We start from the raw sequence: 26167 nt of genomic DNA, 5'->3' as shown, positions 1-26167 counted from the left end.
CGACGGCCTGACGGTCTCCAACGTTGAAGACATCGTCATTGCCGACGAACAGGCGACCGAGGGCGACGACGCCATCAGCGGCTTCGAAGGCAGTGACACGCTCAGCGGCTTGGCTGGTAACGACACACTCGACGGTCTCGCAGGCGACGACGTCATTGATGGCGGCGCTGGTAATGACCAGATCACCGGCGGTGCAGGTGATGACACCCTCCAGGGTGGCGTTGGCGACGACACTCTCTCGGGTGGCGGCGATGCCGATGTGCTGGATGGCGGTGCCGGGAATGACGTCATCGACGGTGGCGCGGGCGACGACACAATCGACGCAACCGAGGGCACGGACACCGTGTCCGGCGGCGACGGCGCGGACGCGATTTATGCCGGCGACTCTGGCGTCATCGACGGCGGTGCCGGCGAAGACACGCTCTATGTCGACACCCGCTCCGACCTCGACGGCCTGACGGTCTCCAACATCGAAGACATCGTCATTGCGGACGAACAGGCCACCGAGGGCGACGACGCCATCAGTGGCTTCGAAGGCTCTGACACGCTGTCTGGCCTCGGCGGCAACGATACGCTCGACGGTCTGGCCGGCGACGACAGCCTCGACGGCGGCGCAGGCAACGACGAGATCACTGGCGGTGCCGGTAACGACGTCATCGACGGTGGCGCGGGCGACGATCTGATCCATTCCGAAGACGGCACGGACACCGTGTCCGGCGGCGACGGTGCAGACGCGATCTACGCCGGCGACACTGGCGTCATTGACGGCGGTGCCGGGAACGACACGCTTTATGTCGACACACGCTCCGATCTGGACGGTCTGACGGTCTCCAACATCGAAGACATCGTCATTGCCGACGAGCAGGCGACCGACGGCGACGACGCCATCAGTGGCTTCGAAGGCTCTGACACGCTGTCTGGCCTCGGCGGCAACGATACGCTCGACGGTCTGGCAGGCGACGACAGCCTCGACGGCGGCGCAGGCAACGACGAGATCACTGGCGGTGCCGGTAACGACGTCATCGACGGTGGTGCCGGCGACGACACCATCGACGCAACCGACGGCACGGACACGGTCTCCGGCGGCGACGGCGCGGACGCGATCTATGCAAGCGACTCTGGTATCATCGACGGCGGTGCCGGGAATGACACGCTCTATGTCGACACACGCTCCGATCTCGACGGGCTGAGCGTCTCCAACGTTGAAGACACCGTCATCGCAAACGAGCAGGCCACCGAAGGCGATGACCTCATCAGTGGCTTCGCAGGCAACGACACCCTGTCCGGTCTCGGCGGCAACGACACCATCGACGGCCTCGGCGGTAATGATGTGCTCGCCGGTTTTGAAGGCGATGATGCGCTTTCCGGCGGTACCGGGAACGACCAGCTCTATGGTGGTGCGGGCAATGACACCCTTTCGGGCGGCGATGATGACGACGCCCTTTATGGCGGGGTCGGCAACGATGTCCTGGACGGTGGCGCGGGTTCGGATGCCATGGATGGCGGGTCGGGTGACGACACGCTGATCGGCAGCACGGACGCGGACACGCTTTCCGGCGGTGCGGATGCCGACGAGCTCAACGGCGGCGGCGGAAACGACCTGCTCGATGGCGGAACCGGCAATGACGCGATCACGGCCGGCGGCGGAACCGACACGGTTCTCGGCGGCGAGGGCGACGACACGCTCGTCAATCTTGGCGGTGCCGACAACCTCGACGGTGGCGCCGGAAACGACGTGATCACGGGTAGCGACTCGGCGGAAACCATCGTCGGCGGAACCGGTGACGACATCATTTCAGGTGGCGCCGGAGCCAATGAGATCGCAGGCGGTGACGGCAATGATGCCATCACCGGCGGTGGCGATGCCGAAACAATCGACGGTGGCGCGGGCGACGATCTGATCTCCGGCGGCGCGGGCGATGACGTCCTGACCGGCGGTGCCGGTGCCGATACACTTGCGGGCGGCGACGGTGCGGACAGCTTTGTCGGCGATCTTGCAGATCTCGATGGCGACAGCATCACCGACTACGATCCGAACGCAGGCGATCTGGTGATCGCCAATGCGTCCTTCGGCGACGATGCAGTGACGCTCACCTATTCCGACGGCACGACCACGGTCGCGATCGATGCGGACGGCAACGGCTCCGCAGACGCGACCTTCAGCATGGCCGGCGAGTTCAACTCGGTCACCACAAGCGCGGCAGACGGCAAGACCTCCATCAACTTCTCTCCCGACGTCACCGCATCGGAAGGCGCCGACAGCCTGACCGGCACGGATGGTGACGACACGATTGGCGGCCTTAGCGGGGACGACACCATCGATGGCGGGACCGGTAACGACCTCCTCGATGGCGGCGAAGGCAACGACTCTGTCGACGGCGGGACAGGTGCAGATACTCTTTCCGGCGCCGGCGGAAACGATACCCTTTCCGGCGGTGACGGCGAAGACGTTCTGGATGGTGCTGCAGACGACGATGCCCTCTATGGCGGTGCAGGTGATGACACACTCAGCGGCGGGCTCGGGAATGACAGCCTCGACGGTGGTGCAGACAATGATTCGCTCGATGGCGCGGACGGTGCGGATACCCTCTCCGGTGCGAGCGGCGACGATACGCTGTCCGGTGCAGCCGGAAGCGATCAGCTCGATGGCGGCGAAGGCAACGACATCCTCGACGGCGGTGCAGATGACGACACGCTGAGCGGCGGCGCTGGTGACGACAGTCTTGCCGGCGGTGCGGGCGGCGACGTCCTGGATGGCGGGGCCGGCAACGATACGATCGACGGCGGCCTCGGCAATGACGAGATCGCGGCGGGCGACGGTGCCAACGCGGTCGATGGTGGTGACGGTGACGACACAATCTCCGGCGGCGCAGATGCAGACACCCTGAGCGGCGGCACCGGTGACGACAGTCTTGCCGGCGGTGCCGGCGATGACGTCCTCGATGGCGGGGCCGGAAACGATACGATCGACGGCGGCATCGGCAATGACGCGATCACGGCGGGCGACGGTGCCAACGCAGTCGATGGCGGTGACGGTGATGACACAATCTCCGGCCGCGCAGATGCAGACACCCTGAGCGGCGGCGCTGGTGACGACAGTCTTGCCGGCGGTGCCGGCGATGACGTCCTCGATGGCGGGGCCGGCAACGATACGATCAACGGCGGCCTTGGGAATGACAGCGTCACAGCCGGCGACGGCGCAAACGCGGTCGATGGCGGTGACGGTGACGACACAATCTCCGGCGGCGCAGATGCAGACACCCTGAGCGGCGGAACCGGTGACGACAGTCTTGCCGGCGGTGCCGGCGATGACGTCCTTGATGGCGGGGCCGGCAACGATACGATCAACGGCGGCCTTGGGAATGACAGCGTCACAGCCGGCGACGGCGCAAACGCGGTCGATGGCGGTGACGGTGACGACACAATCTCCGGCGGCGCAGATGCAGACACCCTGAGCGGCGGCACCGGTGCGGACTCCCTCTACGGTGGCAGCGGCGACGACAACCTGGATGGCGGCACAGGCGACGACACGATCGACGGCGGTACGGGTTCCGACACTCTCAGCGGTAATGCCGGAGCGGACGTTCTTGATGGAGCGGCCGGTGACGACAGCCTCGACGGTGGCGATGGCGCGGACACTCTCTCCGGCGGGGATGGCAATGACGTCCTCGACGGTGGTGCGGGCGATGACAGCGTCGAGACAGGGTCGGGCCAGAACACGGTCTACGGTGGTGCGGGCAACGACCTGATTTCCGGCGGCGACGGAAATGACCAAATCAACAGTGGCGCCGATGCAGACACGGTTTCCGGCGGCGACGGTGACGACACCATCGTCAATACCGGAGGCTCCGATAGCATCGATGGCGGCGCGGGCAATGACTCCGTCACGGGCGCGGATATCCAGGAAACCATCAGCGGCGGTGACGGCGACGATGTGATCTTCGGTGGCGGCGGTAACGACGTCATTGATGGCGGGACCGGTAATGACGCCATCACGGCGGGCGATGGGGTGGACACTGTTTCCGGCAACGCCGGTGACGACACCATCGTCAATATCGGCGGCACGGACAGCCTCGACGGCGGTGACGGTAACGACATCATCTCCGGCAGTGCCGCGGACGAGACCCTCAGCGGCGGCGCGGACGACGACACCCTGTCCGGCGGCGGCGGCAACGATGTGCTCAACGGCGGTGACGGCAATGACGTCATCACTGCAGGTAGCGGCGTCGATACAGTGTTCGGCGGCAGCGGTGACGACACCATCGTCAATGAAGGCGGCGCGGACAATGTCAGCGGTGGCGACGGCGACGATGTCATCACCGGCAGCACGACGGCCGAGACCATCGATGGCGGTGCGGGCGACGACACGATCTCCGGTGGCGGCGGAACCGATAGCATCGACGGTGGCGACGGAAACGACGCGATCACCGGCGGCAGCAATGCCGAAACGATTGATGGCGGCGCGGGTGACGACACGATCTTCGGCGGCGGCGGAACCGATAGCATCCTTGGCGGTGACGGGAACGACCAGATCACCGGTGGCGACAATGCCGAGACCATCGACGGCGGCGCGGGTGACGATCTAATCTCCGGCGGCAGCGGAAATGATTCCATCGCGGCCGGCGCCGGGAGCGACACGATCGACGGCGGTGCCGGCGCGGACAGCATTGTCGGTGCGCTCAGCGACCTCGACGGCGACAGCATCACCGGCTTCGATCCGGAGACCGGCGATCTTGTCATCGCCAATGCCTCCTTCGACGCCGATGCGGTCAGCCTTTCACAAGCTGACGGCAAGACCACGGTCACGATCGACGCGGATGGCAATGGCAGCGCGGATGCGACCTTCACGATCAGCGGCACCTTCCTAAGCGTCACCGCGACCAGCGCAGACGGCCGTACCAGCCTTGCCTTCAGCACCGATGCGACGGCAACAGAAGCAGCGGATACTCTGTCAGGCGGTGCCGACGCGGACACGATCAGCGGCCTTGCCGGCAGCGATCTGATCGAGGGCGGAGCCGGAAACGATCTGCTCGATGGCGGAGACGGCGACGATACGCTCTCGGGCGGCAGCGGCGTCGACACCCTGGTTGGCGGCAATGGTGCCGATCTGATGTTCGGCGGCGACGGCGCGGATATGCTGACCGGCGGTGCAGGCAACGATACTTTCCAGGGCACCGAATCCGAGCTTTCCGGCGATACGATCAGCGATCTCGCCGATGGCGATGCCGTGCTCATCCAGGGCGCGGAATTCTCCAGCGATAACGTCACGCTGACCTTCGCAGACGGTGTCACCACGGTTTCGATCGACTCGAACGGCGACGGCAATGTGGATGCCAGCTTCACGCTGGACGGCGAATTCAAGTCCGTCACCGCGTCCGCAGCATCGGGCGATACGACGCTCGCTTTCTCGACCAAGGCAGCCATCGATCCCAATCAGGAGCGGTATGCGGTAAAAGCCACCGGCGACTTCGACGGCGACGGTAAGGAAGATCTGCTGCTTGTCTCGAACAAGAGCAATGTATCGGTCTGGACCCTCGACGGCGCGACGGCTGACGAAAAGGCCCTGACCGGCGCGCTTAACCGCGGTGGCGATTTCGCGATCAAGGCCGTGGCGGATTTCGACGGCGATGGCGACGACGATATCCTGCTCAAGGGCACCGACGGCGCAATCTCGGTCTGGGAGATGGACGGCGCGACGGCCAGCGAGAAAGCCTATTCCGGCCGTATGCAGACTGGTTGGGATATCACCGGCACAGCCGATTTCGACGGTAACGGCACAGAGGATATTCTGCTGCGCCAACAGGACGGTGCGGTCTCGATCTGGCAGATGGATGGCGGCACCGTCACCAACCGCTCCTACGCCGGACAGATGTCCTCGGACTGGACAGTCGAATCGCTCGCCGATTTCAATGGCGACGGGAAAACAGACATCCTGGCCCGCAATTCCGATGGCGCTGTCTCCGTCTGGGAGATGGACGGCGGCACCGCGAGCAACAAGAGCTATGCAGGGACCCTGGACAGCAGCTGGGATATCGGCGCGGTCGCGGATTTCGACGGCGACGGCAAACAGGACATCATGGCCGTCAAGGACGACGGTTCCGTCTCCGTCTGGGAGATGGACGGTGGCGTCGCGAGCAGCAAGAGCTTCGCCGGCAAGCTTGGAGCTGGATGGGAAGTCAAGGCGGTCGACGACTTCACGGGCGACGGCAAGGCCGACATCCTGACCAAGAACGCCGACGGCGCGGTCTCGGTCTGGGAAATGGACGGCGGCACCGTGACGGCCAGGACCTATGTCGGCAAGCTCGGCGAAGGCTGGGAAATCCAGGAAATCGCCGACTTCAACGGCGACGGCTCAGCCGATTTGCTGACGGCAAACGCGGATGGCGTCATATCCCTGTGGGAAATGGATGCCGGCGGCGCCTCGGAAAAAGCCTATGTCGGAAAGCTCCAGGCGAATTGGGAAATCGGTGAGGTTGCGGACTTCAATGGTGACGGCACCGCGGATATCCAGCTGCAGAATACCGAGACCGGCCAGGTCTCGATCTGGGAGATGGACGGCGCCGATGTCGTGGTTGCTGGCTTGACCGGCAACCTCTGGAACGACCTGGTCTAGTTCAGCGTGTGCGGCCGACAGCACCTGTCGGCCGCAGCACCCTTCTCCATCATCCGCCTGGATTATCGCTGAGCCGCATGCCGCGGCGTTCAGGGCGCCACATAATGGCTGATGAGAGCCACGCTGCCGCTCAGCAGCAGCACACTCAAAACCAGCCTTGCCGCGTCCCGGATCGACAGAACGCGGCTACGCCTGAGCAGCACCGACTGGCCGCCCAGCATGACAAATGAGGCAAGGATAACCCCGATACCGACCCCCTCAAGGCCGGCCTCGCGGTATCCAATGACGGTTCCGCCCCAGAGCGTGCCGATGGCCAGGAAATAAACCGCGACGATTTCCCGGATTGGCCGGGTTCGTGCCGACATGGCGATCGGCATCAGCCACGAGGCGCTGATCATCGGAATCCCAGCGACCAGAAAGATCTTCAAGGCTGGAATGGCGGCCGCGTAGGCCACGTAAACGAGGGGCACCACCAGCTTCACCAGCATCACGCCAATGGTGGAGAGCACCGAAATAACCGCAGCCAGCTTCAGGGCATCGCCAACCACCCGGCGCGACAGGGCAAATGGCTCGGCCGCATAGGCTTCAGCCGAAAGCTTCGGATAATAAGCCTGCGCGATGGTACCGAAGGTCCCGGCATAGAGGCCAAGCACCGCCGCCGCGAAGGAGAACTGCCCGTAGGTCTCGGGGTCGGCGAGATCGGCGACGAACCAGCGGTTCGCCATCATGAAAACGCTCCAGAGCGAGACTGACACGAACAACGGGAAAGCGGCAGAAACGGTCCGGCGCATGCGGTTCAGACTGGGATGATACCGGATGCTCGGCGGGTCCCGGCGCAGCATGTTGACGGCAACACCGCCAAACCAGAGGATAAGCACCGAGAAACAACCGGAAAGCCCGCCGAAATAAAGGCCGAGCACGCGCGGCGCCGTCAACCCGACCTGCACGATCGAATTGTTCGCAGTAAACAGCCCGAAAGTCGAAAGCCCGCGATAAAGGGCGAGATGCCCCATCAGAATAAACTGCATGCCGCCAGCCAGAATTGCGAGCAGAGTCGCCGGCATTGGCAGCGGTACCTTGAAGGAATCCCGAAACGCAAAGGCAAGCGCGAGAGCCGTCACGGTGGCAATGACCGCAAGGTAGAAACGGGTCCAGAGAATGCCTTGCACCCGGACACCTGCCGGGCTGCTGAGGCCGGCCTGCTTCATCCGCGCCGATGTCCGGGTGATGAGCTGCGATGTCCCAAGGTCGAGCAGCCAGAGATACTGCACAAACGTAGAAATCAGAATGAACTGGCCGAACGAAACCGGCTCCATGAACCATGGAATGAACAGTCCCGTGGCGGCGACGCAGGCATTGACCGTCGGCACCACCAGCGCGTAACTGCGCGGGCTCTCCAGAAACCGCTTAAGCGCGCCGGGCGTCTCTTTGCCCGGCGGCGGTTTGGCACTCGGCGGCTCCGCACTTGGCGGTGCGGTTTCGCTCGTCATATGCTGCTCTCCATTGCGGCACCGGCCAAACGGGAATGCGTGTGACGGACTTCATCGAGTGCGACTGGGAATACGGTGTACCGGCCGCGATCCGCTGTGGCGGTATGCACGGGATCGATTTTGGAATTGAAACTGCCGACCGTCACTCTTTCTTCACCCTTGCGCCTGAACGTCATGGTGCCCGCATTATAGAGGATCGCGCACTCCAGAACGGTCCCGAGGCAGGCGAGCGGAACCTGACCGTCGCCATGGCCGAGGGCCGGTGGAGTGCAGTCATCACGTCGAAGCTCCACGAGCGTGGACTTGCTCTCGGCGCCTCGCTTACCACGCTTTCGCCCTCGCTCTTCCAGGATTTTGTTGTCCGGGTAGTTTTTTCGACCGAGTCCTTTACCGCGGCGTCAATCGGTGGCGAGCATTTCGAGCATACCGGCAGCAATATCTATCACCAGCATCCGGTACGCCAGGCCGCGCTTTCCGGTCCGGCCGGCGCGGTTGAAATCCGGGTCAGCGAAACTGTCGCGGGACCGGCGTTCCAGCAGGTTCTTTATGTCCGGGATGCGCCGGAAGGCTGGGTCGTGCATGCAAGGCTGATCCCTAAACCGCCCTATGCGCTTCTCTGGGTCCGCTGGTTCAACCGCTTCGCCCGGATGTCCCTGCCCGATTGGGCAAGCCGCGCCCTGTTATCCGTTCCGGGTCTGAAACCCCGTCTCTGGTACGCGGCTGAGCGCGGCGGACGGGACGCCTTGCAACTACAGGCCAGTGGACTCGCCCACCTGAATTCCGAAGAGCGCATTGCGCTATCGATGGAGATGACTTTTGAGCGTTCCTGAAGGCACCGTCGGTGCGCGGTTTGACCGGATATCTGAACAGATCGCCGGAGCGCTGGCTGCTCAATGCGATCCCGAGAAAGGTTTCGCAGAGACGGAATTCTACGGCACTGCTTTCGCCGCCATGCTCTGGGGACGATGGTCCGAGCGCTTTGGAGACGACATCGCCGCCGCGCTCGAACGCTTGAAGCGGCAAGACAAGCAGGCACGGATCGGTGCCTGGGAAAACCGTTTTCACTGGGAATTCGTGCGGTTCGCCCTTGTCGAGTTGTTCCGGTCGGGCCCTGTCGCCGGCTATCGGGAACCCGGAGATGTGCTCGGCGAACAGTCCTTTATCCGCAACCGTGTCGCCAACTGGACCCTGCTGCGCAGCACCGTCAGGCTTTCCGGCACAGGTCAGTTCGACAGGATTGTCGGCCGGATAGAGCGCTGGCTGGCCCTTGCCGTCTACCAGAAACCGGACGGATTTATCGAGGATCAGCGCGGCGCCCCGACCCAGCAATATCATGCCTTCGCGACCGCGTTGCTGGGCTACCAGATCGCGGTACTTGAAGAGCCTTCCGCCGATCTGCATGAGCGGTTTCGCAAGGCCCTGCACGCTCTTGTCAGGACCGCGCTGCATGATGGCGAGGTGAACGCCATCGGACGCGGGCGGTTTCAGAGCTTCGGGTATGCTGCCGCGGCGCTGGCCCTTGCTATCGGGCTCCGGCTTGGCTGCGCACCGGAAGGCACAATCGCCCTGCTGCGCGCCATCGCCGACAGGCTGGAGGCGGCAGTCGGGTCCGATGGCACCCTGCCCCTGATGATCACCCGGATCGACGAGACGGAGGAGGTCACGCCACCGCCACATCATCCCCATCAACGCCGGATCGGCTGGCATTCCTACAATAACGCACCGGATTATCTTGCCTTCTCCGGCGCGATTCTGAAGCTTGCGGCGGAACAGCTCGCCGCCTCGCCCGAGCCCGGCACTCCCCTGCCGCTTCCGGCGGAAGACAGCCTCGCGGACGGCATCCGGGTCATCCGCAATGCGACCTATTCCGCGATTACCACTCTGCCGCGCCGTACCATCACCGCGGCACAGCCCCTGCCCTACATCGTCACAGCCGACGGCGCGCGGCCCTTGCCGTCCTATGGCGACGAGACCTTGCCGAACAGCATCTATACCGCCCCCTCACTTCCGCTTCCGGTCTTTGAGCAGCATGACGGCACGTTCCGCGCCCTGCTTTCCGGCACTGATTTCCGCTGGTCCGGGCCAGATAAAATCGTCGGCGAGACCGCCACATTCCGTTTCGAGCGGCGATTTCGCTTCGAGGCTGGGTCAATAGATATCGAGGATGCCCTGACACTGACCGAGGCACCTGATGACGCACTTCTGCATCTGCCCTGGCTAACGTTGCCTGCTTCGGTGGTACCGGTGCCCCGGGCAGAAGGAGGCACCGCCTTTGCGCTCGACGGAGCCCGGCTGGAAAGCGATCTTCCGCTGACTGAAGTCACCGCTGCCGAGCCTCAATACGGCGTCAGCGGGCGGCTCCGGGTCTGGTCCAATGCCGCGCCACCGCCACCGCCAGGCGAGATCACGACGGCGCGCTACCGAATCCTGTTCATGGCTTGATACCGTCAACCAGCAGCGAGAGATGCGAGGAGGAAAAGCTCTTGTCCGGCGTGCCGTGCCGCTTGCAGCGGTAGATATTCCCCCGCTCCTCGCTCCAGGGCTCTTCGTGGAACTGCCCGTCGCTATCGAACCACTCCCCGGGCTCAACCCGGAACCCGGCGGCCTCAAGAGCGGCACTCAGGCTCTCTATTGTAAAAAGCTGCTTGTGATCGTCCGCCCCGGGCCCGATCCCACCGGGCTCGACATGGCGGATATAGTCCGGGTTGGGATTATGTCCGTCCGGGACCGCAATCCGGATGGTGCCGCCCGGCTTCAGATAACGGAAAGCATTCTCCAGTACCGCCGGGATCAGATCCGGCGGAATATGCTCGAACACATGCTCCGCAAGCAGCCGGTCGACCGCTTCCTCGCGGCCGACAAGCGCGTCCCAAGCAGCCGCGCGCGTCGCATCGAAAAAGCCGATATCGGAGCCAAACCAGTCCGGCGCCGAAGCCGAGCCGCCGAGCACGATCTTAAGAGGTACACCCGCAGCCACCGCGTGCTTCAACGCGCGTTCCTGATACCAGTCCCGCAGGGGACGCCTGAAATACTGGAAAAATAATCTGCGAAGAGTCATGACGCACACGATCTATTAACCAAACTGCACAAAACTGCGGCACAACCGGTTGCGAAAGCACGAAAACCCGTGGTCCGGCACGATATACGACAGGGTAGCGATCTGATAGGTTAATTGCCCCTGCCCGCGTTTTAACCAGAGGACACATGGTGGCGGCCGACCCCCCTCTCGTCTCCGTTGTCATCACCGCTTTTCAGGCGGAGACGCATGTGGCACGGGCCCTCCGCTCGGCAACCATGCTGGAAGCGGACGGACCGGTGGAAATCATCCTGTTCGACGATGGGTCAACGGACGGTACGCTGGCGGCAGCACGCGCCGAGGCTGCAGCCGATCCACGAATCCATGTTATCGAGGGCGGCCGCCAGGGCCGGGCACGCGCGCTCAATCAGGCGATCTCCGCAGCCGGGGGCCGCTATATCGCTATCCTCGATGCGGACGACATCGCCCTTCCGCACCGCCTGCGGGCCACCCTTCCGATGCTTGAAGCAAACCCCGAACTGGCAATGGCCTGCACGGAAGCGATCATGTTCGAGGGTGCCATACCTGAACGACCAGCCGGAATGGAGCCAGAAGCGCGCATGAGCCGGATCACCCCCGCCTTGCTGTACGCCTCCAACCGAATCACTCATTCCACCGTGCTGTTCCGCCGCGCGGCGTGGGAGCAGGCTGGCGGGTACGATGAGCAGTTCGATATCTGCATCGACTATGCATTCTATTTCCGGCTTCTCCGGGTCGGCGGAATTGGCCATACGGACACCGTGACCTGTCTCCGTGAGCGCCGGGCCGACAGCTATTTCGCAGCCCAGCGCCAGCAAGACTATGCCGATGCCCTGTCCCGGATACGGGCCGAGGCGCGCAGCACCATGGCGATTCCACTGTGGGCGCAGCTCGCCGCTGCCGCCCGGTCCATCCGGCTCGGCATGAAAAACCTGGGTGGCCAACTGCACGCACCATCGGGAACAGCCTGACCATGGCGCGATACCCTCGCATACCCGGAGAGCCGGACGGAGCCAACCCCGACAGAGCCCGCGCCGCCTTTTACCGCAGCGCCAGCGGCACCCGGCAGCTCGGGCATGCGGCGCCGCTCAGCGTGTCGCTGCTGATGGTCATCATCTTCACCCAGGCCCTTGTCACCATTCCGGCCCAGTTCAGGATCATTCCGCAGATCTCGCTCGGCGGCTTTCTCACTCTGTTTTTCGTCGTGCTGCTGATCATGCATTTCCTGATGCGGCCCTACGTCGTGCGCGAGATTCGCTGGCCGATCTTCATGTTCGTCCTGTTCACCGCCTGGATCGCCTACGGGTTCATCTTCTACCGGCTGACGGTACAGGGCATTCAGAACACAGTTGTTATCATCTCAAGCATCCTCGCCTTCATAATTGCGGCACAGGTAGCGAAGAGTATCCGCGCGCCGACCCGCTCCATTGTCCGGGCGATATTGATAGCGATCTGGATTCCGGCGGTGATCTACGTGCTGGCGATCCCGGTGCTCGGTTTTGGCCATCTGGAAATTTTCGCGCCGCGGTCCCTCGCCGGCTTCCTGCTGATCGGTATCGCCATCCATTGCGGCTACTGGCGGCACGGCTCGCGCACCGATCTCTGGCTCGCCCTGTTCCTCTATGCCGTGGTGGTGCTGTCCCTCTCGCGTGCCGCGATGGGCATGGGGCTCGGCGTCTTCATTCTGTCCCAGCTCCGGCTGAACAGTTTTGCCGGCTGGTTCCGGATGATCGCCATTCTCACGGTCGCCGTCGGGGTCGCCGCTTTCATGCTGCTGAATTTCGAACCGCTGAAGCAGCGTTTCTTCACCGGCGATCTGTCGGCGGCGGTCGGCGGCGTGAAGATCAATACGATGGGCCGGATTCTGGCCTGGACCACGGTCATCAACTCCGCCATCGAAGCGCCGTTCGTCGGCAAGGGCCCTGCCTCCAGCTCGGAAGCCCTGTCGGTTCTGCATGCCGGGATCGAACAACCGCATAACGACTATCTGCGGATCTGGCACGATTACGGGATTATTGGCATCATGCTCTGGTTCGGCGCCTTCGGCACCATGATGGCGGCCTGCCGCCGGCAATATACCCGGTTCCGGAAATGGGGCGCCCGTGAAACCTCTATCGGTGCCTCGACGCTGCTGGCGCAGGTCACGCTGCTTGCCCTGATGTTGACCGACAATGTGCTGATCTATTTCTACAACATGGTCCCGATTTTCATCCTCTCCGGCCTCGTATTGGGATCGATCCCGCATGCCCCGCTGCTCCGTCGCCCTGCTTCTTAACATCGTGCCGCCCTACCGCGTCGCGCTGTTACAGGCGCTGGAGCGGGAGGTGCGCCGGCTGACCGTGCTTGTCTCCACCGGCATGGAAGCGGACCGCTCCTGGAAGACGGACTGGCGCGGTCTCGATGTCCGCGTCTCCCGCTCCCTCACCCTGCCCTATCGGCGGCGCCACCCGGACGGGTTCGGTGAAGACCTGTCCACGCATCTGAGCATCGACATGCTCCCGCGCCTCTGCGCGCTGGCCCCGGATATTGTCATCAGCTCCGAGTTCGGTGCCCGCACCCTGCAGGCGTGCCTTTATCGCTGTCTGGCACCGCTTCTTGGCCGGCGCACCAGGCTGCTGGTCTGGGCCACATTGTCCGAGCACAGCGAGCGCGGCCGCGGGTGGGCGCGTTCGGCCCTCCGGCGGGTGATGGCGAAGTTTTCGGACGGGGCCATGACGAATGGCGCCTCCGGTGCCAGCTATCTGGAGAGCATCGGCTTCGCGCCCGAGCGGATTTTCCGCATTCACCAGTCGACCGATCTTGACCGGTTCGCGGATCTCGACACAACCACCCGGCCTGCAGCAGACGACGACGAGCGCCCCTTCCGACTGGTCACGGTCGGCAGTTTGATTCAGCGCAAGGGGCTCCGGCCTTTCCTGTTGCACCTGATTGCCTGGTGCGAGGCCCATCCGGACCGGGCCTTGGACTGGCGCCTGATCGGCGACGGGCCGGAAAGGGCGGCGCTGGAAGCATTGGTGCTGCCGGCCAACCTCAGACTGACCCTGCTAGGCGACGTGGCCTACGAAGATGTCCCCGCCCTGATGGCCGATGCCGACCTGTTGGCTTTCCCCACCCTGGCCGACGAATGGGGTCTGGTCGTCAACGAAGCCATGGCGACGGGCTTGCCGGTGCTGGCGAGCTGCCGGGCCCAGGCGGCCGAGGAAATGGTCACGGACGGGGAAGATGGCTGGCTTTTCGATCCAGCCGACCCGGCAGCGACCGACGCCACGCTCAGCCGCGCGCTCGATACTCCGGCAGATGCCCGGATCGCCATGGGAGAAGCCGCTCGCCTGAAAGCCGCGCGCTTCTCGCACGCAAACACGGTCCGGCGCATAATGCAGGCCATCGAGACGGTATGGGACACATGAAGATCCTATTCGCTCATTGCCGCTACCAACAGACGGGGGGAGAGGACCGGGCCGTCGAGGCCGAGATGGCCGCATTGCGCGAGGCAGGTCACGACGTTTCAATTCTCGAACGAGACAACGCAGTCATCTCGACGATCTGGGACAAGGCGAAAACAGCCTGGTCGCTGCCGGGCACGGACGCGCTCCGGGCGGAGCTTCGCGCGGAGATCGCGGAGCATGCACCCGACATAATCCATGCCCACAACATATTCCCGCTGATCACCGCTTCGCTGTATGACGCCGCGCGCGACCTCGGCGTGCCCGTCGTGCAGACACTGCATAATTACCGGAACATCTGCGCCTCGGCCCTGCTTATGCGCGACGGCCGGATCTGCGAGGATTGTGTCGGCGCCAGCCCTTATCAAGCCGTGCTGCACCGCTGTTATCGCAACTCCGCCCTCGGGTCTTTCGCCCTCGCACGCATGATCGCGCACCACCGTGACAAAGGCACCTGGAGCCGGTCGGTCGACCGCTTCATCGCCCTCTCGGAATTCTCGAAGAGCCGTTTTGTCGCCGCCGGGTTTCCCTCAGGCCGGATCACCGTGAAACCGAACAGCCCGGGCGCGCTCTTTGCCGCAAGACCGGAAGAGCGGGAAAGATCCGGCGCTCTCTATGTCGGACGCCTTTCGCCGGAAAAGGGGATCGCGCCGCTGCTCCGCCTCTGGAAAAAAGACTGGCCGCCCCTGCGCGTGATCGGCGACGGCCCCGACGCACCGGTTCTGGACGAAGCCGTGCGGGATGGCCGCGCTGTCGCGCTTGGGTCCCTCGGATCCGAGGCTATCAACGACGAGATGCGCCGGGCTGCGGTTTGCATCATCCCATCCCGCTGCTACGAGAATTTTCCGATGGTCATCGCGGAAGCCTTTGCCTCCTCCTTGCCGGTGCTGGCCTCCAATATCGGTGCGCTTGGCGAGCTGGTGCAGGAAGACCGGACCGGCGCCCACTTTGATCCGTTCGATCCGGAAAGCATGACCGGCACCATCGACGCCGCCTTCGCCGATCCGCAACGTTTGCGGCGATGGGGTGCAGAGGCGCGGGAACATTACGAGAAGCATCTGACCACGGCAGGGACGACGGCACAGCAAACTGCGATCTACGAGAGCCTGATGACCGGCGACGGAGCGCGCGTGTGATCGAAGATAGTAACGATATCGAAACGGTAACGGTGCTGGGCCGCAGGATCGCCGCGGGACGTTTTGCTCAGATCGGGGAGGCCATCCTTGCACGCGCACGGTCTGCAAAGCCGGCCTATATCTGCGTCTCCGGGGCCCACCCTCTCTCGCTCGCCAAGGCCGACCCGGATTTCGCGTCAGCGCTGGACGGCGCCGCCCTGATCGTGCCGGACGGCATGCCGGTGAAATGGACGCTCGCTCTGAAAGGGCACCGCGACAGCGAGCGGGTGGCCGGGCCGGATCTTGCGGCCTGGCTGATCAGCCGGGCGGAAGGCGAAGGCCTGCCGGTTTATTTCTATGGCGGCATGCCGGATGAGCTCGATGACCTGCGCCGTGCCCTCGCAGTGACCCACCCGAAACTGAACGTCGTGGGCTGGGAGAGCCCGCCCCTGCTGCCTCACCGTCCGGAGTTTGACGCGGAGACGGCCAAACGCATCGATGCCAGCAGCGCCAGACTGGTCTTCATCGGCCTCGGCTGCCCGCGCCAGGAATTCTGGATGTCCCGGCACAGCGCTGCCGTTAACGGCACAATGGTCGGCATCGGCGCCGCCTTCAATTTCCTGTCGGGCCGGTTGGAACGGGCGCCACGCGCGATGCAGTCTCTCGGCCTCGAATGGCTTTACCGCCTGATCCAGGAGCCACGCCGTCTGCTCGGCCGCTACCTCCTGCACAATACCCGCTTCATCTGGTTCGCCCTGCTCGATCTGATCTCCCACTGGTGCAAGCGGAGCAAAGGCTGATGGCCCGCTATCTCATCACCGGCGGGTGCGGCTTTATCGGCCTGCACCTTACCGCCGCCTTGCTGCAGGCCGGACACAGCGCCACCGTGTTGGACGATCTGTCTTCCGGCAATCCGGCGAAATTGCCGGCGGCTGCGCGCCTTGAAGAAGGTTGCGTTACCGATGCGGGCACACTCGCCAGGTTGGCAGAAGGCGTAGACGGCGTGATCCATTTGGCGGCGATAGCATCCATCGCTGCGGCCGAGGCGAACCCGGAGCGGGCTCATGCCGTAAATGCGGGTGGTGCGGCCAATGCCGTTGCCGCCGCAACGCGCAGCCGCATTCCGCTCGTACTCATCTCCTCCGCAGCGGTTTATGGCGACGCGGGACCCGGGGCTGTTTCCGAGGCCTATCCTTGCCGACCGCTGTCCGCCTATGGCGCCGACAAGCTGCAGGGCGAGCAATATGCCCTGAAAGCTGCGGAGAACGGTTTGTCAGCCACCATCGTCCGGCCTTTCAACGTCTATGGCCCGGGGCAGGATGCAAGCTCACCCTATGCCGGTGTGATCTCGCGCTTTATCGCCGCCGCGCTCTCGGGAGACCCGCTTCGGGTGAATGGCGACGGAAGCCAGAGCCGGGATTTCATCTACATCGACGATCTCGTCCGATTGCTGATCGCCGCCATCTCGCAACCTCGACCCGGCGCCGTGATCGTCAATGGATGCACCGGCATCGCCACCAGTGTGAGGGAGCTCGCCCTAAAGATCAGGCACCTTTGCGGCGGCGATATCCGGATCGAGCCCGGTCCCGGCCGGTCCAGTGGCGTGGCCCATTCACTGGGGGATCCCCGGCGAGCGGCCGAGCAATTCGGCTTTCGCGCTGAAGTGGCGCTGGCGGACGGCTTGCAGCGCACCCTCGCCTGGCAGCGCGGCACAGATCTTCAATAGGCCGAGCGACCGGTCCCGACCTCAATCACCGTCAGGGCAAGTATCTTCAGGTCGAAGCCGAGAGACCAGTTTTCGATGTAATGCAGGTCAAGCTCGACCCGGTGGCGCATCTTGTCGAGCGTATCGGTCTCTCCGCGCAAACCGTTCACCTGAGCCCAGCCGGTGATACCGGGCTTGACCCTATGGCGGCCGAGATAGCCGTCAATCAGGCCCGCATAATGCTTGTTGTGGGAGACCGCGTGCGGGCGCGGCCCGACCAGCGACATGCTGCCACCCAGCACATTCAGAAGTTGAGGCAGTTCATCCAGGCTGGTCCGACGCAAAAAACGGCCCAGCGCGGTGATTCGCGGGTCATCCCGCGTCGCTTGCCGAAGACGCAGCCCCGTTTCGGGATCGCTGGCATCGCCCTCGCCATCTTCCCGCCGCATGCTGCGGAATTTCAGCATCATGAATTCGTTATTGTTAAAACCGTATCGCTTCTGCCGGAACAGCACAGGGCGGCCCATCGTGATCAGGATGGCAAGCGCGATGATCAGCATGATCGGCGCCAGCATAACGAGCAGGGTTCCGCCAAGAAACAGATCGACGCAACGCTTCTGCACACCCGCCCAACCGCCGATGGGAAGATCCGCCAGAATCAGACCGGCCTGTCCCGCGACACGGTCTATCCCTAACGCCGGCACGCCATGCAGATAGGACGGCAGCCGCAAGCGGATATTCACCGGCTCGTTCCTCAGGGTGCCAAGCGCGGCGCGAAACGCGACTTCCTCGTCGGGCTCATAACACAGCAGAACATCATCGACCCGTCCGGCGGCGATGATCCGGCGGAGGCTCTCCTCACTACCTAGCAAAGGCACGTTTTGCAGGGTCTCGTTGCCAAGCCCGTCACTGACGAAGCCGCCGACCAGGCGAGGCCCACCGCGAAAGCTCAGTAATGTCTCAACAGCTTCTTTTACCAACCGCGGCGAGCCTAGCACGGCAACCCGGCTCGCGAACCGGCCACTACGGCGCACCTTGGCGACCCAGGCCAGCACAGCGGTCCGCACCACGATAAGGGCAACGCTCCCACCCAGGACCATTTCGAGCAACCAGAGGCGCGAGAAATCTTCAGATATCTTGAAGGCATAGAGCGCGACCACAAAGATGATCATCGTGCCGATCCAGCAGCGCAAAGCCTGCATGACATGGATCCGTCCCGCATCGCTGCGGTGAAAGGCATAGCTGCTCTGGCTGATCCCGCAGACCAGATAAAGCGCACAGATGAATAGCCCGCCGAGCAGATATCCTTCAGGCAGATCGAAGCTTCTGTTGCGGATCGCATAGGCGACGATATTGATCGCGAAGAGCGCCAACGCCTCTAGCACGGCCAACCAGACCGCAAGCCATATAAGTGTTTTGTTACGCATGACTCAATGCGCCCGGCTCAGACACCGCATCATCTCGCGCGGGCCCAATCCGACTCGTCATCCTCATCAAGCGGCGCCGATTCGACCCCGTAATACTGCCCGTCATAGGCCTCCGCCCCGCCGTCGATCGACTGAATCCGGAGATTGTTTTTCGACATCACGATCCCGGCCAGATTTTCGCCGACCTCATAGACCTCGCGAATGGTCTGCTCCGCCGTCTCCCGGCGCGTACGCTCCCACTCAACCACGAAAACGGTCGCATCGACCTGGGGCACCAGTACCAGCGTGTCGGAAACCACCGAGGCTGGGCCGCTGTCCAGTACCGTGAAATCGAAACTCTCTGCACTGTAGCGGAGCAATTCGGCCATGCGCCGGGAGCCGAAAAGGTCGTCCGAGTTCGACAGCACGCCACCGGTTGCGACGTAATGGATACCGGTCGCCATATCGAACTCGATAGCGTCCTCGACCTCCCCGTCGCCATTCAGAAACTGCTTGAGGCCGCGGTTGGTCGCGCCATCGATGTGTTTGGTGACCGTACCGTTCACAGTATCGCAATCGATGATCAGCGTCCGTAGACCGGCCGAAACGGCATTCGCTACCAGAGCAAGGGCGATTGAGGATTTACCTTCACCGGCGATAGACGACGTGATCAGCACAGTGCGAATAGGCCTGCCTTCGCCCAGCAGGTTGAGTGCCGTGCGCAACTTCCGGATACCCTGACCGACCGCCGAACCCGGTCGGCGCCGAACCAATTCAAACAGAGGTGTCCCTGTATCCGTCACCTGTAGCGACAGCGGGATGCTGGCAATCACCGGCAGACCGGTCGCCTGCTCGACCTGCTTCGCGTTCTTGAAGCCGCGGATCAGGAAATCCATCAGCAACGCCAGCAAGGCCGCAATGATCATCGCGGCGATCAGCGAGGCGAGCACTGCCAGTTTTTTCTTCGGCGAGACCGGCACCCGGGGCATCACGGCGCGGGAAATCACCTCGGCACCAACCTGATCCGGCTCGCGGCCCTCAAGATCGACTGCGGCGAGGCGGTTCAGCATGACCTCGTAAAGGTTCTGATTTGCCGCGACCTCGGCCTGAATGGCGCGCAGCTCGATCTCGGCATCCGCCTGGGATTCCATGACCGCTTGCAACTCGCCAACCGCATTCGCGACATTGGCTTCGCGCACCCTGGCAATCTCGGTCTCGTTGCGCATGGACTGCACGATCTTGCGCACCTCGCCGGAGATCGTGGCGCGCACATCCTCCAGCTCCCGGCGGGTCTTGATGACGTCCGGATGGCCATTGCGCAGAGTTGTGAGCTGCTCGGCAAGACGTTGCTGGATCTGGGCTTCCTGAAGACGCAGGTTATTGATCAGCTGAGAGGCGAGAACGGGAGCCAGGCTGGCCGTCCCGTCCGGCTGGTCGATCAGCAGTTGCACCTGGCGCAACCGCGCCTCACGCTCGGCCCGCTCGGTGCTGACCTGGATCAGCTGGTCGTTCATCTTGATAAGCTGCTGCTGCATCAGCTCGGTGCCGCGGATATCGAGCAGACCTTCCTCGCGGCGGAACCGTTCGAACTTCTGTTCGGAATCGAGGACCCGCTCCTGCAACGTCGCAACCTGATCTGTCAGCCACTGGCTGGATTGGCGGATCGCACGGTCCCGCTGGTTTCGCTTCTGCTCCAGAAAGAGCTCCGCGATGGTATTCGGGACGCGGGCGGCCAGGGCTGGATCGTTACTCCGGAACTCAATGGTTATGACCCGCGAGAGCTGCTCGCCATCGACCGTCAGCCGTTCGAGGAAATTGTCGGTGACATCTGCACGCAGCGCTTCCGGAGTGAGGTGTTCAGGTTTGTCATCGCCTGCCAGAAAAGCATCGGCATCAAAACCGAAATTCTCCTGCAGCCAGTGATCCCCGGTCTCGATCCAGCCGGATATCCACTCACGGAGATGCAGGATTTCCAGGAGTTCGCTCGCCGTCTGACGCCAGCCCACCTCACCTTCCGTCTTCAGGGACGGATTGAACTCCGGCACGTCATCAAGGCCGAGCCGGTCGATCAGCTTCGTGGCGAAAGCGCGGGATTTCAGATAGGCGGTTTCCGTCGGCAGGTTCGTGCCGGCAGATGAGAGCGCCTGCGGCAAGGTAAAACCCTGAATGGTGGCAGCCCCATTGGCCTCCACCATCTGCAGCTTTGTGTAACCCGAATAGACCGGTTTCATCGCGTAGACGATCAGCCCGGTCACAAAGGGTATCAGCAGCATCACGAACAGGATCAGGAAGAAGCGCCGGCGCATGACCGACACGAGCCGCCAGAGATCGAATGTCTCACCCGTATCCAGCGGATCGGAGAACAGGGCGGAGGGCGGCTCGGCGGAGCGCCTGGATCTCGGAAATGCGGTAACGTTCGCCATGCCCGTCCCCTAGAACCAGCGCCGTTTGATCTCGATCACGTCGCCCGGATAGATCGATGTATCCAGACTGACATCGCGGACGGTCTGGCCGTGCTCGGTGCGCCGTGTCAGCAAGGCCTGGGACTTTGCCGCCCGTCGCGTGAAGCCGCCGGCTTCAGCCACTGCCTTGCGCAGGTTGAGTCCGAGGACGAAGTCGAAACTGCCCGGCGTGTTCACCTCGCCCAGGACGTAGAAGGGCTGATAGCGGGCAATGACGATATCGACCTTCGGGTCGATCACATAATTGAGGTCAACGATTCCGGTCACCAAGGCGCGCAGTTCCAGCGCGGTCTTGCCCCGCGCATCGATCTTCCCGACCAGCGGCAGTTCCATCTGTCCGTCGTCGGAGATATCGACAATCGCGGACAGCTCCGGATGGCCAAAGACCGTCACCGCGACGCGATCACCGGCAACCAGCCTGTATTCCGCGATGGTCGGGGTCGATGGCGGCGGCAACTCGTCAATATCGTTTGTGCCGCACGCGGAGAGCCCTAGGCAGAGAACGAGTCCCAGCACGGTGACGACGGCAAGACGGGCCGATGAGAGATTGAAGACCGATCGCATCTATCTCTCCTAAAACCGGCCGAGATTGAAAGGATTGACGGTACCGTCATCTGCCTGGCAGCAGAATTTCGCGCCGATCCTGAACATCACCGTTGTGGCGTCAAAGTCCCGCGCCGGATCGGTCGAATCCGAAATCTCGTGTTCAAAGCTCAGTCCGGCGAACAGATGCTCATTGATCAGATAGGTCGCGTTTGCTCCGACGAGCAAATCATCGTCTTCCCGGTCAATCTGCTGATATTCGTCATTTGCCACGGACAGGTAACCACCGATTATCAACTGTTCGAACGGATCATAGTCGAGGCCCGTACGAAAGGACCGCGAAAGTTTCGTGCCGGCGGTCGGATCGTCCGACTGCTGGTTCTCGATATCCGCGCGGGCGGTAAGGGTCATGACCGGCGTCAGGTTCCAGAGCATGCCGCCGGACAATACGAAATCCGTCTGTGCCGAACGATCGCTCTCGTCGAACACCCGGTGCGAGACGCCGACCCGCCCGTTGAAAGAGCTCACTCCAGTAATGTCGCGCACGGCCCCGACAGAAAGCGTGAGACGCGTCGAGTTCTGAACCTCAGAAACCTCTTCGGTATAGACGTCACGCAACAGGCTGGGAGAAATGAAGATATCGTATTCACCGCCTGGGGAATATCCGACAAAGCCGCGCAAATTGAACGTCGTGCGGTCCAGCGAATCACGATTTACGCTGTCCGTCGGATTATAGTCCCGGTGCACGGCTTCCCCGACGACACGCGTAAACACCCGGTCGTCCCGCCGGTCATCGTGAACACCACCGATGAGATACTGACTGAAGGTCAGCGGCTCGAACCCGGCTCCGGGATCCGCATCGTCCCCGCGCCGGATATGACCGCGCTTCGCTTCGGCAAAGCCGCGCGCAAAGATACCGTCATCGATATCGACCCGCACCGCCCCAGCCAGCCGGGCATCTGTCGTATTCTCGCGGCTCAACTCCGCAACCCGCCGGTGGGACAGGTCGACAATCAGCAATGTTTCGTGATTCGACCAGTTTGAGCGCAGCGCCGCTTCCACCTTCGCATCGGTAACAGCTGAGGAAATGGCGCCGCTCTTCACCCGGGTGGCATTACTGTCATGCCCGGCTTCAACAGTGGCCCGGGTGAAGAGATCGAAGCTTCCGGCAAGCCGTCCGGCATCCGAACGGTCGTCGGGCCGGCTGAGCAAATCCAGCGACAAACCATAGCTTTCGAAATCGAGACGCGGGCGGCCACGCACTGATTCCTTGTATGCCTCCTGCGAGAGCGCAGTTTCGGCATAAATCCCTATTAAAATAGAGGATAAAGCGAGACCTAAGGTCACGGACACCAAATCGATCCGGCATTTACGCCACCAAATACAAAGGTCCATGCGAGAGGCCAGTTGATTCAAATCCCGAGCTAGATCTGCGATTCGCTTATGCAGGGCTTTAAAATAGGCTAATTATCCATTGAAATAAAACATTTTTATGAGCATAATTTTTGAAAGCGCGGCTAGATTCGGTCCAATGCGCAAAATTTTGGTGGCCTTTTATGCAAATTTCAGCATTTTCGGGCATGATTACCAATTGGTCATTCTTCCGCTTCTACGCTGTCCGGTCCGTGCAGAGAGTGGCACCCGGGTAAATATCGGGTGCCTGCGTCGCGGGCCACATGGTATGAAGAAGGTCAGGAAACGGCCCTCAGGAGTTTAGACGGAGGACCACATGGCGCTCAGCCAAGTCCAGAGCCGAAATCGGGGCCCGAGCCAGGAATACCTGCTGCTCGACTATCTTCAGCGCCTTGGGCGCAACGTGGAAGGCCGCATGGCCGTCCATATCCATCTTTCCCGGCTGCGCCCGCAGAACCGTCAGGACCACCATATCCGGATCGCGGCGGCCACCTTCGAAGGTATGGTCCAGAACTACGAGGGCCAGATCTTCATCCTGAGCAACTCGGATCTGTTCTTCGTCTGCAAGGATGCCACCGTCGAGGATATCGACGCGGCCATCATGAAGGTCCGCTATCTGTTCTCCGAAGACCCGCTGTCGCAGGGCGATGAGGAAGAGGACCTGGCCCGTTTCTGCTCCTGGTTCAACGTCGCGACCCAGTACGAGGACCTTCTGGAGCTAGTCAAGCAGATGCACCGGGAGCGCGAACGCAAATCGCGCATGTCCGTCAATTCAGAACAGAAAGTCGATCCGCGAGCCAAGGGTTCGCGCAAGCCGCTCGACCCCGAACAGCTTGGCAAACTGGAATCCTTCCTGCAGCGGGCCGACCTTTCGAACCTGATGCGCCGCCAGCCGGTCTGCGCGTTGACCCCGAACAACCCGAACCCGCAGCCGGTGTTCCGGGAGCTGTTCATCTCGATCCACGATCTGCAGCAGACCGTGCTACCGGAATTCGATCTGGCCTCCAATCTCTGGCTGTTCCAGCATCTGACGCAGACGCTGGACGCACGGATGCTGTCCCTGCTGATCCGGAATGATGACACCTCGATCGCCAGCTCCTTCAGCGTCAATCTGAACGTACAGACGATCCTGTCTCCGCCCTTCCTGAACTTCGATGCCAGCCTGAAGGCCGTTGCCCGCGGCACGGTCGTGATCGAATTGCAGAAGATCGATATTTTCGGCGATATGGGTGCCTACATGTTCGCCCGCGATTTCATGCGCGAACGCGGCTACCGGATCTGCCTCGACGGGCTGAACCACCTGACGCTTCAATTCATCGACCGCGAACGGCTCGGCCTTGATCTGTTGAAACTGATCTGGACCCCGGACATGGCGGACGACATGTCCGGTAACCGGACCGCCGAGTTGAAAGAGCATGTGGATCGGTGCGGCCGCGCCCGGATTATCCTGACCCGCTGCGATTCGGACGAAGCCGTCCGGTTCGGTCAGTCCCTGGGCATCACCATGTTCCAGGGCCGCTATATCGACAAGCAGCTGAGCGCGGACGCCCGCATCGTTTAGCGACTGAAAACTCTCCAGGCAGCGCCATCCTTCACGTGACAAGACCGCCGGTCCTGCTGGTGATCTCGTGAGCGGATTCGCCAAGGTGCCTTTCGATTGAGTCGATCGAACGGCGTTGAGCCAAATCGATCCGCTCTGCAAAGGGGACTGTCAGCGCCGCGATTGCATGACCGCTTGTATCGCCGATCGGAAATGCCACCGCATAGAGGCCGCGCACCTGAACGCTCGGGGAAGATTCGAAACCACGTTCCCGAATGGTATCGAGAACAATTTCGATCTGCGGGTCGGCCTGTTCCGGCTGGCGCGCCTCAGATTCAGCGATACGCTGACGCTGCGTGACCTGATCCTGAAAGGCCAGCAGCACGCGGCCGGACGCCGACACCAGTACATCAAGCTCGGCACCGACACGGACGCTGAACCCCATACCGCTCGGACTGTCGACCTTGGCGACAACCATCTGTCGGCCCGTGGCATAAACGCTGAGATGGCATGACTGATCGAGTTCCGCCGACAGCTTCTGCATGACCGGCATTGCCTCTGTGAGCAGCCGATGCGTCGGCGGGTTGATGTGCGCCAGCTCGAACAGCTTGGTCGAGAGATGATATTTGTCATCCACATTGACCAGATACCCTCGCTCGACGAGGCAGCTGACCATTCTGTACAACTCTCCCACGCTGCGTCCGAGAACCTGTGCAATCGTCTTGATCGAAAGCGCGGACTCCGAACGGCAGAGCAACTCAAGCACATCCAGTCCCTTCTCGAGCGCCGGCGCCGCATAGGCCGGACCCTCGGAAGCTTCCCGTTTCCTGGTCAGTTTCGAAACGTCATTCATCGCACGCGTCCATTCGGGGTCTCTCACTTTCCAGTCTGATGGACTTCAATAATATTGCCGTCCGGATCGTGGAAGAAAATCTGATACCAACCGGCCATCGCCCAGGTTCCATAGTCCGAATAAGGTATCTTCTTCTCTTCAAGACGGCGCTTGAACGCCTCGATATCGTTGGTCCGGAAGCAGAAATGCCCGCGGTCGAGCGGATTGATCACATGGTTCATCCGGAACCCGAGATCAATGTCGCGGCGGGCCAGATGAAACTCGACGGCTCCGTCGGTCACAAAGTCCACATTACCGCCATAACCGGCATCGTCACTGGCATTGACCCGCTGGTAGTTCACCGAATCGAGTCCGAAGACCGACCGGTAGAATTCCGACGACCGCTGCACGTTCTCGGTGCACAGATTCATGTGATGGAACTGGATCTTCATCGCGCATCTCCTGCCCTAGAGATTTTGAGCGGCCTGCAAAACATGCCGCCTGTGACCACCGATATATCGGCTTACATAAATCTCATTTGTGAATTTTA

Annotated in this window: 17 protein-coding genes and 1 pseudogene; 10 read left to right on the top strand and 8 right to left on the bottom strand. The window is 62.4% G+C overall.

Annotated elements, in window-relative coordinates:
- Window positions 1–6613, top strand: a pseudogene (locus IG629_RS22880) (hypothetical protein); the annotation flags it as partial.
- 89 nt (window positions 6614–6702) lie between these two features.
- On the opposite strand, the gene IG629_RS13775 reads toward IG629_RS22880, so the two are convergent.
- Window positions 6703–8103: an oligosaccharide flippase family protein gene (locus IG629_RS13775; protein WP_193172514.1), complete on the bottom strand. Its 1401-nt coding sequence runs from the start codon at window positions 8101–8103 to the stop codon at window positions 6703–6705.
- A 35-nt stretch (window positions 8104–8138) separates the two neighbouring features.
- Here IG629_RS13775 and IG629_RS13770 point away from each other — a divergent pair, with 35 nt between their 5' ends.
- Window positions 8139–8933: a hypothetical protein gene (locus tag IG629_RS13770; RefSeq protein ID WP_193172513.1), complete on the top strand. Its 795-nt coding sequence runs from the start codon at window positions 8139–8141 to the stop codon at window positions 8931–8933.
- Window positions 8920–10545, top strand: coding sequence for a hypothetical protein (locus IG629_RS13765; protein WP_193172512.1), 1626 nt, complete (start codon window positions 8920–8922; stop codon window positions 10543–10545). The genes IG629_RS13770 and IG629_RS13765 overlap by 14 nt, the downstream gene beginning before the upstream one ends.
- Here IG629_RS13765 and IG629_RS13760 read toward each other — a convergent pair.
- On the bottom strand, window positions 10535–11161 hold the full coding sequence (locus IG629_RS13760; protein ID WP_193172511.1) for a methyltransferase domain-containing protein: 627 nt from the start codon (window positions 11159–11161) through the stop codon (window positions 10535–10537). The genes IG629_RS13765 and IG629_RS13760 overlap by 11 nt on opposite strands.
- Before the next feature lie 146 nt (window positions 11162–11307).
- On the opposite strand from IG629_RS13760, the gene IG629_RS13755 reads away from it, so the two are divergent.
- Genes IG629_RS13755 through IG629_RS13730 form a run of 6 tightly spaced genes read left to right on the top strand, consistent with a single transcriptional unit; the run spans window position 11308 to window position 17442 of the window.
- On the top strand, window positions 11308–12129 hold the full coding sequence (locus IG629_RS13755; protein ID WP_193172510.1) for a glycosyltransferase family 2 protein: 822 nt from the start codon (window positions 11308–11310) through the stop codon (window positions 12127–12129).
- Between the two features lie 2 nt (window positions 12130–12131).
- Window positions 12132–13433, top strand: coding sequence for an O-antigen ligase family protein (locus IG629_RS13750; RefSeq protein WP_193172509.1), 1302 nt, complete (start codon window positions 12132–12134; stop codon window positions 13431–13433).
- A complete protein-coding gene (locus IG629_RS13745) occupies window positions 13402–14565 on the top strand; it encodes a glycosyltransferase family 4 protein (RefSeq protein ID WP_193172508.1) in 1164 nt (387 codons plus the stop codon). Before IG629_RS13750 ends, IG629_RS13745 begins: the two co-directional genes overlap by 32 nt.
- Window positions 14562–15737, top strand: coding sequence for a glycosyltransferase (locus IG629_RS13740; protein ID WP_193172507.1), 1176 nt, complete (start codon window positions 14562–14564; stop codon window positions 15735–15737). The genes IG629_RS13745 and IG629_RS13740 overlap by 4 nt, the downstream gene beginning before the upstream one ends.
- Window positions 15734–16516, top strand: a complete 783-nt coding sequence (locus IG629_RS13735) for a WecB/TagA/CpsF family glycosyltransferase (protein WP_193172506.1) — start codon at window positions 15734–15736, stop codon at window positions 16514–16516. Before IG629_RS13740 ends, IG629_RS13735 begins: the two co-directional genes overlap by 4 nt.
- Complete coding sequence (locus IG629_RS13730; RefSeq protein WP_193172505.1) at window positions 16516–17442, top strand: NAD-dependent epimerase/dehydratase family protein; 927 nt, start codon at window positions 16516–16518, stop codon at window positions 17440–17442. The genes IG629_RS13735 and IG629_RS13730 overlap by 1 nt, the downstream gene beginning before the upstream one ends.
- Here the strand turns inward: IG629_RS13730 and IG629_RS13725 are convergent.
- From IG629_RS13725 to IG629_RS13710, 4 genes are read right to left on the bottom strand one after another with little or no spacing between them, the layout of a single operon-like run.
- Window positions 17436–18848, bottom strand: coding sequence for an undecaprenyl-phosphate glucose phosphotransferase (locus IG629_RS13725; protein WP_193172504.1), 1413 nt, complete (start codon window positions 18846–18848; stop codon window positions 17436–17438). The two genes, IG629_RS13730 and IG629_RS13725, sit on opposite strands and share 7 nt — an antisense overlap.
- A 29-nt stretch (window positions 18849–18877) precedes the next feature.
- Window positions 18878–21250 (bottom strand): GumC family protein, encoded by a 2373-nt coding sequence (locus IG629_RS13720; RefSeq protein WP_193172503.1) that lies wholly within the window; start codon window positions 21248–21250, stop codon window positions 18878–18880.
- 9 nt (window positions 21251–21259) lie between these two features.
- Entirely contained in the window at window positions 21260–21853 is a 594-nt protein-coding gene (locus tag IG629_RS13715) for a polysaccharide biosynthesis/export family protein (RefSeq protein WP_193172502.1), read from the bottom strand.
- Window positions 21854–21862: 9 nt separating this feature from the next.
- Window positions 21863–23095 (bottom strand): outer membrane beta-barrel protein, encoded by a 1233-nt coding sequence (locus tag IG629_RS13710; protein WP_193172501.1) that lies wholly within the window; start codon window positions 23093–23095, stop codon window positions 21863–21865.
- A 466-nt stretch (window positions 23096–23561) separates the two neighbouring features.
- Here IG629_RS13710 and IG629_RS13705 point away from each other — a divergent pair, with 466 nt between their 5' ends.
- On the top strand, window positions 23562–24806 hold the full coding sequence (locus IG629_RS13705) for an EAL domain-containing protein (protein ID WP_193172500.1): 1245 nt from the start codon (window positions 23562–23564) through the stop codon (window positions 24804–24806).
- A 31-nt stretch (window positions 24807–24837) separates the two neighbouring features.
- Here IG629_RS13705 and IG629_RS13700 read toward each other — a convergent pair whose 3' ends face one another.
- Together IG629_RS13700 and IG629_RS13695 are read right to left on the bottom strand one after the other, a co-directional pair.
- Window positions 24838–25638 (bottom strand): IclR family transcriptional regulator, encoded by an 801-nt coding sequence (locus tag IG629_RS13700; RefSeq protein ID WP_193172499.1) that lies wholly within the window; start codon window positions 25636–25638, stop codon window positions 24838–24840.
- A gap of 23 nt (window positions 25639–25661) precedes the next feature.
- Window positions 25662–26069, bottom strand: a complete 408-nt coding sequence (locus IG629_RS13695; RefSeq protein ID WP_193172498.1) for a VOC family protein — start codon at window positions 26067–26069, stop codon at window positions 25662–25664.
- Window positions 26070–26167 lie beyond the last annotated feature (98 nt).

Source organism: Nisaea nitritireducens, from assembly GCF_014904795.1.
GTDB lineage: Bacteria > Pseudomonadota > Alphaproteobacteria > Thalassobaculales > Thalassobaculaceae > Nisaea > Nisaea nitritireducens.
Note: the sequence above shows the minus strand (reverse complement) of the source record. Positions and strands in the feature narration are given on the sequence as shown.

Bases quoted from the DNA above. Each gene is read 5' to 3' on its own strand.
- IG629_RS13775 (WP_193172514.1), bottom strand. From the start codon at position 8,103: ATGACGAGCGAAACCGCACCGCCAAGTGCGGAGCCGCCGAGTGCCAAA.
- IG629_RS13755 (WP_193172510.1), top strand. From the start codon at position 11,308: ATGGTGGCGGCCGACCCCCCTCTCGTCTCCGTTGTCATCACCGCTTTT.
- IG629_RS13700 (WP_193172499.1), bottom strand. From the start codon at position 25,638: ATGAATGACGTTTCGAAACTGACCAGGAAACGGGAAGCTTCCGAGGGT.
- IG629_RS13750 (WP_193172509.1), top strand. From the start codon at position 12,132: ATGGCGCGATACCCTCGCATACCCGGAGAGCCGGACGGAGCCAACCCC.
- IG629_RS13695 (WP_193172498.1), bottom strand. From the start codon at position 26,069: ATGAAGATCCAGTTCCATCACATGAATCTGTGCACCGAGAACGTGCAG.
- IG629_RS13770 (WP_193172513.1), top strand. From the start codon at position 8,139: ATGCGTGTGACGGACTTCATCGAGTGCGACTGGGAATACGGTGTACCG.
- IG629_RS13705 (WP_193172500.1), top strand. From the start codon at position 23,562: ATGGCGCTCAGCCAAGTCCAGAGCCGAAATCGGGGCCCGAGCCAGGAA.
- IG629_RS13720 (WP_193172503.1), bottom strand. From the start codon at position 21,250: ATGGCGAACGTTACCGCATTTCCGAGATCCAGGCGCTCCGCCGAGCCG.
- IG629_RS13730 (WP_193172505.1), top strand. From the start codon at position 16,516: ATGGCCCGCTATCTCATCACCGGCGGGTGCGGCTTTATCGGCCTGCAC.
- IG629_RS13725 (WP_193172504.1), bottom strand. From the start codon at position 18,848: ATGCGTAACAAAACACTTATATGGCTTGCGGTCTGGTTGGCCGTGCTA.
- IG629_RS13745 (WP_193172508.1), top strand. From the start codon at position 13,402: ATGCCCCGCTGCTCCGTCGCCCTGCTTCTTAACATCGTGCCGCCCTAC.
- IG629_RS13715 (WP_193172502.1), bottom strand. From the start codon at position 21,853: ATGCGATCGGTCTTCAATCTCTCATCGGCCCGTCTTGCCGTCGTCACC.
- IG629_RS13760 (WP_193172511.1), bottom strand. From the start codon at position 11,161: ATGACTCTTCGCAGATTATTTTTCCAGTATTTCAGGCGTCCCCTGCGG.
- IG629_RS13740 (WP_193172507.1), top strand. From the start codon at position 14,562: ATGAAGATCCTATTCGCTCATTGCCGCTACCAACAGACGGGGGGAGAG.